General features: G+C 67.2%; 12 protein-coding genes. 11 read left to right on the top strand and 1 reads right to left on the bottom strand.

What is annotated here, in order from left to right; translation table 11 throughout:
* Window positions 1-18 precede the first annotated feature (18 nt).
* The gene (locus RT513_RS10885; RefSeq protein ID WP_088216046.1) at window positions 19-735 is read left to right on the top strand and encodes a TetR/AcrR family transcriptional regulator; all 717 of its coding nucleotides are present in this window, start codon (window positions 19-21) and stop codon (window positions 733-735) included.
* 40 nt (window positions 736-775) lie between these two features.
* On the opposite strand, the gene RT513_RS10880 is transcribed toward RT513_RS10885, so the two are convergent.
* Window positions 776-1,927 carry a phosphotransferase family protein gene (locus RT513_RS10880; protein ID WP_256947349.1) on the bottom strand — a complete coding sequence of 384 codons (1,152 nt, stop codon included), beginning with the start codon at window positions 1,925-1,927 and terminating at the stop codon, window positions 776-778.
* Window positions 1,928-2,383: 456 nt separating this feature from the next.
* On the opposite strand from RT513_RS10880, the gene RT513_RS10875 reads away from it, so the two are divergent.
* From RT513_RS10875 to RT513_RS10830, 10 genes are all read left to right on the top strand, one after another.
* Window positions 2,384-4,069, top strand: a complete 1,686-nt coding sequence (locus tag RT513_RS10875) for a class I adenylate-forming enzyme family protein (protein WP_290687062.1) — start codon at window positions 2,384-2,386, stop codon at window positions 4,067-4,069.
* Window positions 4,070-4,082: 13 nt separating this feature from the next.
* Window positions 4,083-5,387: a 3-hydroxyacyl-CoA dehydrogenase gene (locus RT513_RS10870; RefSeq protein WP_290687064.1), complete on the top strand. Its 1,305-nt coding sequence runs from the start codon at window positions 4,083-4,085 to the stop codon at window positions 5,385-5,387.
* Entirely contained in the window at window positions 5,387-6,163 is a 777-nt protein-coding gene (locus RT513_RS10865) for an enoyl-CoA hydratase-related protein (protein ID WP_088216043.1), read from the top strand. Before RT513_RS10870 ends, RT513_RS10865 begins: the two co-directional genes overlap by 1 nt.
* Window positions 6,164-6,228: 65 nt before the next feature.
* The gene (locus RT513_RS10860) at window positions 6,229-7,497 is read left to right on the top strand and encodes an acyl-CoA dehydrogenase family protein (protein ID WP_290687157.1); all 1,269 of its coding nucleotides are present in this window, start codon (window positions 6,229-6,231) and stop codon (window positions 7,495-7,497) included.
* Between the two features lies 1 nt (window position 7,498).
* On the top strand, window positions 7,499-8,290 hold the full coding sequence (locus RT513_RS10855) for an SDR family NAD(P)-dependent oxidoreductase (protein ID WP_290687067.1): 792 nt from the start codon (window positions 7,499-7,501) through the stop codon (window positions 8,288-8,290).
* 2 nt (window positions 8,291-8,292) lie between these two features.
* Window positions 8,293-9,072 (top strand): SDR family oxidoreductase, encoded by a 780-nt coding sequence (locus RT513_RS10850; protein ID WP_290687069.1) that lies wholly within the window; start codon window positions 8,293-8,295, stop codon window positions 9,070-9,072.
* Between the two features lie 29 nt (window positions 9,073-9,101).
* A complete protein-coding gene (locus RT513_RS10845) occupies window positions 9,102-10,304 on the top strand; it encodes an acetyl-CoA C-acyltransferase (RefSeq protein WP_290687072.1) in 1,203 nt (400 codons plus the stop codon).
* A 12-nt stretch (window positions 10,305-10,316) separates the two neighbouring features.
* A complete protein-coding gene (locus RT513_RS10840; RefSeq protein WP_290687074.1) occupies window positions 10,317-11,504 on the top strand; it encodes an acyl-CoA dehydrogenase family protein in 1,188 nt (395 codons plus the stop codon).
* Window positions 11,505-11,507: 3 nt separating this feature from the next.
* Window positions 11,508-12,578 carry an acyl-CoA dehydrogenase family protein gene (locus RT513_RS10835; RefSeq protein WP_290687077.1) on the top strand — a complete coding sequence of 357 codons (1,071 nt, stop codon included), beginning with the start codon at window positions 11,508-11,510 and terminating at the stop codon, window positions 12,576-12,578.
* Window positions 12,579-12,603: 25 nt separating this feature from the next.
* A complete protein-coding gene (locus RT513_RS10830; protein WP_290687079.1) occupies window positions 12,604-14,052 on the top strand; it encodes a hypothetical protein in 1,449 nt (482 codons plus the stop codon).
* Window positions 14,053-14,122 lie beyond the last annotated feature (70 nt).

Here is a 14,122-nt window from a genome sequence, read left to right as displayed (position 1 = left end):
GAGTGACGGAGCCGTAGCGTGACATCGACCCCCCCGACTGGAAAACCGCAAAAGCCCAAGACCGGCTTCCTTGACGAAGCTGATGTGGATGTCGTGCGCAACGAGGATCTCGTCCGGCGGCGGCGGGAGCAGATCTGTGACGCCGCGCTCGACCTGTTTCTTGAGAAGGGGTTCGCCTCCACCACGATCCGCGACATCTGCGCGCGCTCCGGTGTCAATCACGCCAGCATCTATGACTATGTGGCCAACAAGAACGACGCGCTCCGGCGGCTGCTGAACCAGCTCTGGTTCCGCACCGACGTGCCGCTGCTGACGGACCTTCTGTCGCAGGAGGGCCGGTCGCTGGAGGATGCTCTGGCGGAATATCTGCGGGAGACATGGGACAAGAAGCGCAAGGGCACGCTGCTCATCTACCGCTCCATCCCGCATATGCTGCCCGAGGACCGGGCCGCCATGCGGGAGCGGGAGGAGAAGCTGATGGCCGAAGGGGGGGCGCTGCTGTCGCGCCGGGCCGGGCTGTCGCCCGATGATCCGCGCGGGATCACGGCGGCGAACCTGCTGGTGTTCCTGTCCGCTTTCGCGCCGATGCGGGACTGGCTGCAACCACGCGCAACCCGGGGTGACCCTCTGGTGGCCGCAGTGGCGCGTGGCTCGGCGGTGATGGTGACGGCCATTCTGGAAGGGCCGGAGATGATCCTGGACGAGCCGGAGGTCACCGAGGATCCCGCCGGTTGAGCTGGGGGGGCGCGGGCGACAGCCGGCGCCCGCGCTACGGTCAGGCCTTGCCTGCCTCATAAGCCCGCGCGATTTCCGCGCCGCGCTCGGCCACCAGGCGGGCACGCTCGCCATCCCTGACCGGATCGGCACTGGCGCTGCTGGCGGTGCCCTGCGCCGCCCGCGCCGCCACACCCTGCACGATGGCCGCATAGCGGAAGCAGTTGAAGGCAAGGAACACCGGCCAGTCGGGAATGTCCTTCCGCCCCGTCCGCTCGACATAGCGGGCGAGCATCTCCGCCTCCTGCGGCAAGCCCGCTGCGGGCAGATCGGGCGCCCCCGCCAGCGCGCCCGTCAACCGGTAGGGCAGGCAGAGATAGGCCAGATCGGAAAGCGGATGGCCGATGGTAGAAAGCTCCCAGTCCAGAACAGCCACCACCTGCGGTTTCTCCGGATGCAGGATCGTGTTGCCCACGCGGAAGTCGCCATGCGTGATCGCGCTTTCCTCCTGCACGGAGGAATGGGCGAGCAGCCAGTCCCGCAGCCAGTCCATGCCCTTATAGTCGAAATCCGCGGGCAGCGCCGATTTGGACGCCTCATATTGCCCCGACCACCGCGCCGTCTGCCGCGCGAGATAGCCCTCCGGGCGGCCGTAGCCTTGAAGCCCGCAGGCCTGCCAGTCGAGCTTGTGCAGTTCCGCCAGCGTATCGACCAGCGAAAATGCCACCCGCCGCCTGTCTTCCCGCGCGACCGGCGCCATGGCCGGATCGGAGATGATGCGCCCCTCCACGAATTCCATCAGGAAGAATTCCACCCCGATCACCGAAGCGTCGTCGCAATAGGCGATCATCTGGGGCGTGGGGACGGCTGTCGGGCCGAGCGCGTGCATGATCCGGTATTCCCGGTCCACCGCGTGCGCCTTCGGCAGCAGGTCTCCCGGCGGCTTCTTGCGCAGGACGAATCGCCGCCCGTCCGCCAGCCGGACGAGGAAGGTCGGGTTGGACATGCCGCCCTGGAACTGCAGCAGCCGGATGGGTCTCTCCGGTTCGTTCAGCGCCTGCGCGATCCATGCCGAAAGTGCCGCTTCGTCAAAACGATGCTTCGCGAGCGGCTCGATGAGCATGATGTCCGAGGGCTGTGGCGTCTGGGCCGCGAGCCGATCCGTGGTGCCGCGCAATGGCGTCGCGCGTGCTGTGCTGTCCTGCGCCGTCATGTCCTGTGCCTCTGATGGCAGGCCCGCCGTCGGGCCTGTGAGTGGGAGTCAGATCGCCTTGCGGGCGGTATGCGTGAAAGGTCCGGTCGTCATGCCCTATGCCTTGATGTGGCCGGGGTCGAAAGCCCGCGCCGCAGCTTTGCGCGCTGTCGGTGACATGTTGCTTCCTCCCCTTCGCCGCGCATTGTATGCGGCGGCCTCGCGCCTGTTCCGGCGGCCCCTGCGTGACTGACAAATGTCAGGAAGTACTGTAGGGGAGCAGTTGACAGCCGTCAATCCGCTTCTCGCAACAGGTCAATTTTGCCGAAATCACGGTGAGGCAAAGTTTTCTCTTGTCCGGTACGGGGTGGCTGTCGTAACCCTGACATGTGTCAGGAACTTGTCCCGCATCCATGCGCTCCGGGGAGGGAGCGGATGCCGGATCAGGTTCCTGGGCCACTGCCCTGGGAGGATGAGATGACCGAAGCCTTGCCGAGCCATGCCTCTGTCGCCGCCCGTCTGATCCGCGAGGACAGCCGTTTCGCGGTGGAGCGGAAACAGATCAATGGCACGGATTACACGGTCTTTGCCAATGCTCCCCCGAATGTCCGCGCGCTGTTCGAACAGGCGGAGGATGCCTATGCGGGGCGCGAGATGCTGGTCGCGGGCAACCGCCGCTGGACCTATGGAGAAGTCCGCCGCGATGTCGCAGCTCTCGCCCATGCTCTGATCAGCCACCACGGGATAGGGTCGGGCGACCGGGTTGCCATCGGTTCGCGCAACCATGCGGAGATGATTCTGCTGGTCCTTGCGATTACCGCGACGGGGGCCAGCGTCGTGCCGCTGAATGCGTGGGGCAGCGGGGCGGAACTGCTCCGCGCCCTCAACGACTGCGGAGCGCGGCTTGTCTTTGCGGATGCCGACCGCTTCGCGCGGCTTGCCCCGGTGCTTCCCGAGGGGCTGACGCTCATCGGTATCCACGATGCGCCCGACACCTCCCGCTATGAACAGATGCGTGCCTGCGATCCGGTCTGGCCGGAGGTGGAGATCGCGCCGGAGGCGGAGTTCGCGGTGATGTATTCCTCCGGCTCCTCTGGTGTGCCGAAGGGCGTGATCCAGACGCATCGCAACGTCATCTCGGCCATCTGGAGCTGGTATCTGCTTCGGGTCATGGCGCCGGAGCTTGCCGTTCCCGCCCGTGCCCCGGCGATGCCCGCCTGGCTCATCATCTCGCCGCTGTTCCATGTCACCGCGCTTTACGCGAACTTTTTTCAGGGGTTGCAGATGGGGGCGAAGATCGTGCTCATGCCCCGCTGGAATGCCGATGAGGCCGTGGAGCTGATCCGGGCCGAGGGCATCACCCGCATCAGCGGCGTGCCCACGCAATCCGCCGATCTGGCCGAGACCGTGGAGCGGCGCGGGCTGACGCTGCCGTCGCTCGAGAACATCACCGGCGGGGGGGACAAGCGGCCTGCCGCGCAGGTGGAGGATCTGCACCGCGTCTTTCCGGCGACGACCATCGCCATCGGCTGGGGCATGACGGAAACCTGCGCGCTGGGGATCAACCTTTCCGGTCCGGAATATCTCGAATACCCGGATGCGGCGGGGAGGCTGGCCCCCCCCGTTCAGGAGATGCGGATCGTCGATGACGCCGGACAGGACGTGGCCCCGGGCGAGATGGGAGAGCTGCTGATCCGCAGCCCCGCCGTGACCCCCGGCTATCTGAACGATGCCGCTGCCACGGCGGCCGCGCTCCGCGACGGCTGGCTGCTCACCGGAGATCTCGCGCGCGTGGGGCCGGAGGGGTTCATCCAGTTCTGTGGCCGCAAGAAGAACATGATCGTGCGGGGCGGCGAGAATATCGCCTGCGCCGAGGTGGAAAACGCGATCTACGAACACCCCGCGGTGGAGGATGCCTGCGTCTTTGCCGTCCCCCATCCCAGGCTGGGAGAGACGGTGGGCGCAGCGGTGCATCTGCTGCCCGGCACCACGCTGACGGTGGAGGAGCTGGCCGGGTTTCTCGGCCCGCTCGTCGCACGGTTCAAACAGCCCGAACGGCTCTGGGTGCTGGATGCGCCCCTGCCGCGCGGCGCCACGGAAAAGATCGATCGCAAGGTAATCCAGCGCCACTGCCTGTCGTTGCAGGCCGACGGCGCTCGCTGAGAAAGGCAGGACAATGGACAGACCCACCCTGACGGATGTCGAAAGCTACGTGGCCCGCGCCACCCGCGAGGCAGCGGTGGTCGAAGGGCTGGACCCGGCAACCCCCCTCCGGCCGATCCGCCGCGTGGGTATCATCGGGGCGGGCACGATGGGCGGCGGCATCGCGATGAACTTCGCCACCGCCGGCATCCCCGTCACCATCGTGGAAACGGCGCAGGAGGCGCTGGACCGGGGCATCGCGCTGGTCCGCAAGAACTACCAGAACAGCGCCGACAAGGGCCGCTTCCCGCAAGCGGAAGTCGAGGCGCGGATGGCGCGCATCACCCCGGCGCTGGACCTTGAGGCGCTGGCCGACTGCGACCTCATCATCGAGGCCGTGTTCGAGAACATGGACCTGAAGAAGCAGATCTTCGCCCGTCTGGATGCCATTGCCAGGCCGGGCGCGATTCTCGCCACCAATACCTCCGCGCTGGATGTCGATGAGATCGCCTCCGCCACGTCCCGGCCCCGGGATGTGATCGGGCTGCACTTCTTCTCCCCCGCCAACGTCATGAAACTGCTGGAGATCGTCAGGGCGGATCAGACGGCGGACGATGTTGTCGCGACCTCCATGGATCTGGCGGGCCGTATCGGCAAGGTGCCGGTGCTTGTCGGCGTGTGCTACGGCTTCGTGGGGAACCGGATGCTGGCGGCGCGGCGGGAGCAGGCCAACAAGCTGCTCTACCGGGGCCTGATGCCTTGGGACATCGACGCGGCCATCACCGGCTTCGGCTTCAAGATGGGGCCCTACCAGATGTCGGACCTTGCCGGGCTGGACATCGGCTGGTCCAAGGGCGCCAAGACCGCGAACCCCATCCGCGACGCGCTGTGCGAAAAGGGGCGGCGCGGGCAGAAGACGGGCGGCGGCTTCTACGATTATGACGCCGCGCGCAACGGGAGCCCGTCGGAGGAGGCCGCGGCCATCATCCACGAGATCACCGGCGCCGCGCCGGCCACGCTTCCGCCGGAGGAGATCGTGGAGATGCTGATGGCTCCGATGGTCAACGAGGCGGTGAAGATTCTTGAGGAAAACAAGGCGCAACGTCCGTCCGACGTCGATGTGGTCTGGCTGAACGGCTACGGCTTCCCGGCGTCGAAGGGCGGGCCGATGTACTGGGCCGATCAGGTGGGCGCGGCGCGGATCCTCGCCCGGATGGAGGCACTGGGCGCCGACGATCCGGCCTTTGCCCCGGCGGAATCGCTGCGGCGGCTGGCGGCGGAGGGCGGGCGTTTCCTGGACCTCGACCTCGGCGGTCTCAAAACGGGGGGGAGGGGCTGATGGACCTCGAATTCACGACAACACGGCGGGAAGGGAATATTCTCGTCGTCACGATGAACCGGCCGGACGTGTACAACGCCGTCCATGCGCCGATGCACCATGAGATGTCGCGCATCTGGGATGCGTTCGAGGCGGACCCGGAGCTTTGGGTCGCCGTGCTGACCGGGGCGGGCGACAAGGCCTTCTGCGCGGGCAATGACCTGAAATACACCGCGCAGGGCGGCAACATGAAGGGGCCGGAGACCGGTTTCTCGGGCCTCTCCTCCCGCATCGACCGGCTGAAACCCATCGTCGCGGCGGTAAACGGCTTTGCCATGGGCGGCGGGTTCGAAACGGCGCTGGCCTGCGATGTGATCATCGCGTCCGAGAAGGCCCGTTTCGCGCTGCCGGAGGTGAAGGTGGGCTTCTTCGCCGCCGCGGGCGGCATCCAGCGGCTGAGCCGCGAGATCCCGCGCAAGCAGGCGGTGGAGATGTTCCTGACCGGCCGTCAGGTCGGTGCCGAAGAAGGCGCGCGCATGGGCTTCGTCAACGAGGTCGTGGCCCCCGAACGCCTGATGGATCGCGCGATGGAAGTGGCGGGAGAGATCGCCGCCGTTTCCCCCTCGTCCATCCGGGCCTCGCTCCGCGTGCTCCGGGCGATGGACGACATGGACAACCTTCAGACCAGCCTCCGTTACAGCCGTCAGGTGATGTCCGACCTGCGCGAAACCGAAGACTTCCGTGAAGGCGTCACCGCCTTCGTCGAGAAACGCAAACCGAATTGGGTGAACAGATGAACGCGATCGACACGAAGAAAAAGGCTGCCGGCGCTGCATCGGAAGACATGCTGAACAACCTCGGCATGTCGGAAGGCGCGCGCCCCCTGCTGGCCCGCGTGGTGGAGCATATCCGCACCAACTGCGATCCGGCCTATGAGGAATACGAGCGTCTGGGCCGGACCCGCGCGGAGCGGTTCTCCTACGCGCCGGGGCAGCTCGAGATCCTCGCCGATCTGAAGGCGAAGGCGAAGACGGCGGGCCTGTGGAACTTCTTCCTGCCGGATGCCGAGACGGGCGAGGGCCTGTCGAACCTCGACTACGCCTATATCGCCTTCGAACTGGGCAAGAACCCGCTCGCCTCCCAGTCGCTGAACTGCTCGGCGCCCGATACCGGCAACATGGAGGTGCTGGAGCGTGTAGGCACGCCCGCGCAGAAGGAACGCTGGCTGAAGCCGCTTCTGGCCGGCGAGATCCGCTCCGCCTTTGCCATGACCGAGCCCGATGTCGCCTCGTCGGACGCCCGCAACGTGTCCATGCGCGCCGTGCTGGAAAACGGCGAATGGGTGATGAACGGCGAGAAATACTATATCTCCGGCGCCGGCGATCCGCGGTGCAAGATCATGATCGTCATGGTCAAGACCTCTCCCGGCGCCGAAACCTTCCGCCAGCAGAGCCAGATCCTCGTTCCCATGGACACGCCCGGCGTGGAAATCCTCGGGCCGATGAATGTCTTTGGTCACGATGACGCGCCGCATGGCCACATGCATCTGCGCTTCACCGATGTGCGGGTGCCGGAGGAGAACATCCTCTGGGGCGAGGGGCGCGGCTTCGAGATCAGCCAGCTTCGCCTCGGGCCGGGCCGTATCCACCACTGCATGCGCTCCATCGGTGCCGCGGAAAAGGCGCTCGACCTGATGATCGCGCGCGGCCTCTCGCGGGAGGCGTTCGGCAAGCGGATCATCGACCTCGGCAAGAACATGGAAACGATCAGCCGCTCCCGCATCGAAATCGAGGCCATGCGGCTCATGGTGCTGAAGGCGGCCCGCGCGATGGATGTGCTGGGCAACAAGGAGGCGCGCATCTGGGTCTCCATGGCCAAGGCGATGGTGCCGGAACGCTGCTGCAAGATCATCGACGATGCGATGCAGGTTCATGGCGCGACCGGCGTGAGCCAGTGGACCGACCTGCCGGAGATGTACATGAAGCAGCGCACGCTCCGCCTCGCGGATGGGCCGGACGAGGTGCACCATGCCGTCGTCGCCCGCGCCGAGCGCAAGGCGTTCGAGGAGTCCAATGCGCGCCGCGCCGCCGCTGCCAGCCGCCGCGCCGGTGGCATGTTCGAAGGGCCGTGAGATGAAGGACCAGCAGATGGAACGGGGCCTGTTCGACCTGACCGGCAAGGTGGCGCTGCTGACCGGCGCCTCCCGCGGGATGGGGCGGCAGATGGCGGAGGCGCTGGCGCGGCAGGGGGCGACGGTCGTCATCTCCGCCCGCAAGCAGGAGCAACTGGATGAGGCGGCGGCGGAGATCAACGCCGCCATCGGCGAGACGCGGGTTTACGCCGTGGCCGCCAATGCCGGGCGCAAGGAGGATCTGGAGCGGCTGGTGGAGGAAACCCACCGGCTCGCCGGACCGATCGACATCGTGATCGGCAATGCCGGGGTGAACCCGCATTACGGCCCGATCGGAGAAATCCCCGACGAGGCCTACAACAAGATCATGCAGACCAACGTCCAGTCGAACCTGTGGCTGGCGCGGCTCGTGGCGCCCGATATGGCCGCCAAGGGGTCCGGCTCCATGATCTTCACGGCCAGCGTGGGAGCGTTGAAGCCATCGCCGACCCTTGGCACCTACGGGATGTCCAAGCTGGCGCTGATCGGGCTGGTGCGGAACCTCGCGCTCGAATACGGGCCGCAGGGCATCCGCGCGAACGCGATCTGTCCCGGCGTGGTCAAGACGGAGTTCGCCCGCGCCCTCTGGGACAGCGAGGCGGGGGAGGAGCGCGCACGCACGCAGGTGCCGCTCCGCCGCTTCGGCCAGCCGGAAGATTTCGCGGGGGTGGCGGTGTTCCTCGCCTCCGACGCCAGCAGCTACATGACCGGGCAGGCGCTGACGCTCTGCGGCGGCACCAACATGTGGAGTTGAGCATGGACGTTCAGGGTAAGGTCGTCGTCGTCACCGGCGCGGCGGGGGGGATCGGCCGGGCGCTGGCCCTCGCGCTGGCCGAGGCCGGGGCAACCCATGTCGTCTGCGCCGATATCGACGCGGAGGGCGCGCGCCAGACGGCGCAGGCCATCGGCGGAACCGCGATGACGGTGGACATGGCCAGCGATGCCGATATCCGCCGCCTCGTCACGGAGACGGAGCGCGACATCGGCCCCATCGCGCTGTTCTGCGGCAATGCAGGCATCATGGCGCGCGGCGGCGAGGAGCTGCCCGACGAGGTCTGGCAGCGCATGTGGGACGTGAACGTCATGGCCCATGTCCGCACGGCCCGCGTTCTCCTGCCGCTGATGCGGGCGCGGGGGGCGGGACATTTCCTCATCACCGCTTCCGCCGCGGGGCTGCTCAACCAGGTGGGCTCGATGCCCTACGGGGTGACGAAACACGCGGCGGTCGGCCTCGCCGAGTGGCTGGCGCTCACCTATGGCGACGACGGGATCGGCGTCACCATCCTGTGCCCGCAGGCCGTTCGCACGGCGATGACGGCGGGGCGGGAAATGGGCGTGGCCAGCATCGACGGCATGCTGGAGCCCGCGGAGGCTGCCGCAGTCGCGCTCAAGGCCGTGGCGGAGGGGCATTTCCTCGCCCTGCCGCACCCGGAGGTGCTGGGCTACATGCGCAGCAAGACCGAAGATTACGACCGCTGGATCGGCGGTATGCGCAAACTCAACCGTCAGTTCAGTCCGCGCGCGAAAAGCGCCTGACGGCATCACAGGATACAGGGGAGAAGACAATGCGCGAGGCGCTCATCGTTTCCACGGCACGCACGCCGATCGGCAAGGCCTTCCGGGGCGCGTTCAACAACACCCAGGCGCAGGAGCTGATCGGCCATGCGGTGAAGAACGCGGTTTCTCGCGCGGGGCTGGAAGGCGGCGAGATTCAGGACAGCGTGATCGGCTGCGCCATCCAGCAGGGCTCCACCGGCGGCAACATCGGCCGTCAGGCGGTGATCCGCGCAGGGCTTCCGACCTCCATCGCGGGGATGTCGATGGACCGGCAATGCGCGAGCGGCATGATGGCCATCGCCACCGCCGCCAAGCAGGTCGTCCATGACGGGATGGAGATCGTCATCGGCGGGGGCGTGGAATCCATCAGCCTCGTGCAGAACCAGAACATGCGGCAGGACCGGCGCACCGATCCGTGGATCGTGGAACATGTGCCGGAACTCTACATGTCCATGCTGGAGACGGCGGAGATCGTCGCTGACCGCTACGGCATCAGCCGCGACGATCAGGACGCCTACGCGCTCCGCTCCCAGCAGCGGACGGCGGCGGCGCAGCAGGCGGGCCGGTTCGACGACGAGATCGTGCCCCTGACCTCCACCATGGCCGTGGTGGACAAGGAGACGAAGGAGGTTTCCTACCGTGAGGTGACGCTGGAGCGGGATGAGGGCAACCGCCCCTCCACCACGCTGGACGACCTCACCTCTCTGAAGCCGGTGTTCAAGGACGGGCTGAAGGTCAAGGAAGGCCACCACATCACCGCAGGCAATGCCTCGCAGCTCTCGGACGGGGCATCCGCCGTCGTCATCATGGAGGGCAAGGAGGCGGAGAAGCGTGGCGCGCAACCGCTGGGCCGCTATGTCGGCGTGATGGCGGCCGGGCTGAACCCCGACGAGATGGGCATCGGCCCGGTCTATGCGGTGCCGCGCCTGCTGGAAGCGCATGGCCTGACCATGGACGATATCGGCCTGTGGGAGCTGAACGAGGCCTTCGCCTGCCAGGTGCTCTACTCCGCCCGGAAGCTCGGCATCCCGGAGGATCTGCTCAACGTCAACGGCGGCGCGATCTCCGTCGGCCATCCCTATGGCATGTCGGGGGCGCGGATGGTCGGCCATGCGCTGATCGAGGGCAAGCGGCGCGGCGCGAAATACGTCGTCTGCACCATGTGCGTCGGGGGCGGCATGGGCGCGGCCGGCCTCTTTGAAGTGCTGTAGGGGAGCGATCGCATGGACCTGTCTTTCAGCCCCGAGGAGCTCGCCTTCCAGCAGGAAGTGCGCGATTTCCTTGCCTCCCATCTGCCGGAGCATATCTCTGCCGCCGTCCGCTCGGGCGTGGAACTGCCGCGCGAGATCTATCAGGAGTGGCACGAGATCCTCGGCCGCAAGGGCTGGCTCTGCACGAGCTGGCCCAAGGAATACGGCGGCCCCGGCTGGACGCCTGTCGAGCGCTACCTGTTCGACGTGGAATGCAGCCGCGCCCATACGCCGCGGATCGTCGCCTTCGGCCCGCACATGCTCGGCCCGGTGATCCAGGAGTTCGGCAACGACCGGCAGAAGGCGGAGATCCTGCCCTCCATCGCCTCGGGCGAAGTCTGGTGGGCGCAGGGCTATTCCGAACCCGGCGCCGGGTCGGACCTTGCCAGCCTCAAGACCCGCGCGGTCAGGGAGGGCGATCACTACGTCGTCAACGGCCAGAAGACATGGACCACGCTCGGCCAGCATGCCGACAAGATCTTCTGCCTCGTGCGCACCTCGACGGAGGGCAAGCCCCAGCAGGGGATCAGCTTCCTGCTCATGGACATCGACACCCCCGGTATCGAGGTGCGCCCGATCCGGCTGATCGAAGGCGGCCATGAGGTCAACGAGGTGTTCTTCGACAACGTCCGCGTGCCGGTGGAGAACCTCGTGGGAGACGAGAACAAGGGCTGGACCATCGCCAAGTTCCTGCTGACCCATGAGCGGACCAACATCGCCGGCGTCGGCACCTCCATGCAGGCGCTGGTGGAGGTGAAGGACCTTGCCCGGCAGATGAAGCGCAACGGGCGCCCCCTGATCGAGGATCCGCTGTTCGCCGCCCGCATCGCGCGGGTGGAGGTCGATCTGGAAGCGATGAAGATCACCAACCTCCGCATGCTCTTCCAGGCCCAGAAGCAGGGCCATCCGGGGCCGGAGACCTCCATCCTCAAGATCAAGGGGACGCAGGTGAACCAGGAACTGCGCGACCTCGCACGCCGTGCGCTCGGTCCGGTGGCCGCGCCCTTCCCGGGCCAGATGACGGAGACGAACCTGCTCTTCGGCCCGGCGGACACGGAACACAATGCGGCCATCTACTTCAACAACCGCAAGACCTCCATCTTCGGTGGATCGAACGAGATCCAGCGGAACATCCTGACCAAGACCATGCTGGGGCTGTGAGCGATGAATTTCGATCTGACCGAAGACAGGCAGATGCTGTCGGAAAGCCTGAACCGCTATCTGGCCGACCGCTACAGCCTGAAGGACCGCAACCGCATCGCCTATGAGGCGCCGTTCAGCGACCCCAAACGCTGGGGGGAGATGGCGGAGCTCGGCATTCCCGGCGCGCTCGCGACGGAGAAGGATGGCGGCTTCGGCGGCGCGGGCTTCGACATCACCGTGGTGTTCGAGGCGCTCGGCCGCCACCTCTGCCCCGAGCCGCTCCTCGGCACCCTGCTGGCGAGCCGCCTGCTCTCGGCTGCCGGAGCGGATCAGTCCGGGCTGGTGGACGGTTCCATCCGCTACGCCGTCGGCCTGTCGGAGATCGACGCGCCCTATGGCCTTGCCGGAACCGCCACCACCGCGCGGAAGCAGGGGGAGGGGCATCGCCTGTCGGGCCGCAAGTCCGCCGTCTATGGCGGACAGGTGGCGGACGTGCTGCTGATCGTTGCGCTGCTTGACGGGAAGCCTGCGGTGTTCAGCGCCGCGGCGGCGGACGTGAACGTCATCTCCTACGGGATGATGGATGGCGGCGGTGCGGCGGAACTGCTGCTCGACGATACCCCGGCCACGCTCCTGCTGGCGGATGCCGGGGCCGCGCTGACATCGGCGGTGGCCGCGGGGCAGGTCGCGCTCTGCGCCGAGGCGGTAGGCGCGATGACCGCCGCCTATGAGTTGCTGCTCGACTATCTCAAGACCCGCCGTCAGTTCGGCACCACCATCGGCAGCTTCCAGGTGCTTCAACACCGCACCGTGGACCTGCTGGCGGAGATCGAGCAGGCGCGCTCCATCACCATTGCCGCAGCGGCGGCGCTGGACGGGCCGGAGGCGCGGCTCAAATCCGCCATGGCCAAGAACCTGATCGGGCGCGCGGCAAGGCTGGTGGCGGAGGAAACCGTGCAGATGCATGGCGGCATCGCCATGACATGGGAATATGCCGCCTCCCACTACGCCAAGCGGCTCGTCATGCTGGACCATCAGCTTGGCGATACCGATTACTGCCTTGAGATCGTGATGCAATCCTACGCCGCCTGAGCGCGGTTCCTGCCGGGGGAGAGAGATGGCGGTCGCAAGCAGGCTCTTTGCGGGCCCGGCCAGCAGGCCGATATCGCTCGACCCCGGCAGGATCAGCGCGATTGTCCTCATCGCGCTGATCTTTGCCGTGCTGGGAGAGGCGGTGTTCCGATCGGACCTGCTGCGGCAGGCCGCGCGGGTGCTGCTGATTGCCTATCTCGCGCTCGAATGGCGGGGCATTCAGCGCACCGGACGGGCGATGATCGCCGTCGCCGGGGCGCTTACCGTTGCGGGGGGCGTGCTCACCGCCGATCCCGGAGCGGCCATCGGGCGGGCGCTGGATCAGGCGGCCTTCTTCGCGACCTTCTTTGCCAACCAGTTCTTCCTGCGGGAGCCGGCGCGCACCTCGCCGCTCGTCCGCCGCTCCGCCTCCTTCTTCATCGACCAGCCGCCCGCGCGGCGCTACGGCCTTTTGACGCTGGGCGGGTTCCTGTTCGGCATCATCCTGAACATCGGGGTGCTGAGCCTGCTGGGGCTGATGATCCGCCGCTGGCTTTCCGCGGCAGGCGGAAGTGCTGCGATCCGCGCGGTGAGGGAGCGGCGGATGGTGCTGGCCGTGCTGCGCGGCTTTGCCGTGGCGCCGCTCGGCTCGCCCATCTCCATGGTGATGGCCGTGGTGCTTTCCGTCATGCCGGGGCTGTCGTGGACCACGGTCTTTCCCCTCGGGCTGATGACGGCGGCGCTGCTCCTCACGCTCGGTTGCGTGCAGGACCGGCTGGAGGCGCCGCGCCAGACCGTGCCGGTCGTCGTCACCAGCGGCGTGCGGGATCCGATGGCGCTGCTGGGCATCGTCGGCATCGTGCTCGGCGTCTTCGTGCTGGCGGTGGGTATCGAATTCGCCGCCGACATCCCGCTGGCCCGCGCCGTGCTGGTTGCCGTGCCGCTTGCGGGGCTGATCTGGCTTGGCTGGCAGCATCGCCGCTTCGGCCCGGTGAGGGGGGCGCGGCTTGTTTCCCGCCGGCTGGTGCGCGAAGGGGCGCGGCTTTTTCCACGCTACAGGACGGAAATCGCAGTGCTCTCCTCTGCCGGGTTCATCGGGACGCTGTTCTCCCTCCTCATCCCGCAGGGGCGGCTGGCGATGCTTCTTCTGCACCTGCCGGTGCCGCTGATGTTCCTACCGGGACTGCTCACCGTGCTGGTCGTGGGGCTTTCGCTGATCGGCGTGAACCCGATCGTGAGCGTGACGATCTTTGCCTCCGCCTTTCAGGGCGTGCCGGATGCAGGGATTCCCGCCGCCGTGCTGGCGCTCGCGCTGATGGCGGGCTGGGCGCTCGGGGTGAATGCCTCTCCGCTGACCGCCTCCGCCATGATCATCGCGGATATGGTGGACCGCACCGCGCGGGAAGTGACGCGGGACTGGAACGGGCGCTACGTGGGGCGGGCGCTGCTGCTGATCGCGGTCTGGCTGGCGGGGCTGACGGTCTGGCTCGGCTGATCTGGGGACTGCTGGAGAAGGCTTTCAGGTCGTTTGAGCGGAAATCTCTCGCAACCTCACGAAATTCGAC

Origin of the sequence: Haematobacter sp. (genome assembly GCF_032102465.1) — a bacterium.
In the GTDB taxonomy this organism is placed as follows: Bacteria; Pseudomonadota; Alphaproteobacteria; order Rhodobacterales; family Rhodobacteraceae; genus Haematobacter.
The sequence above is the reverse complement of the archived record's forward strand: the minus strand, read 5'-3'. Positions and strand labels throughout refer to the sequence as shown.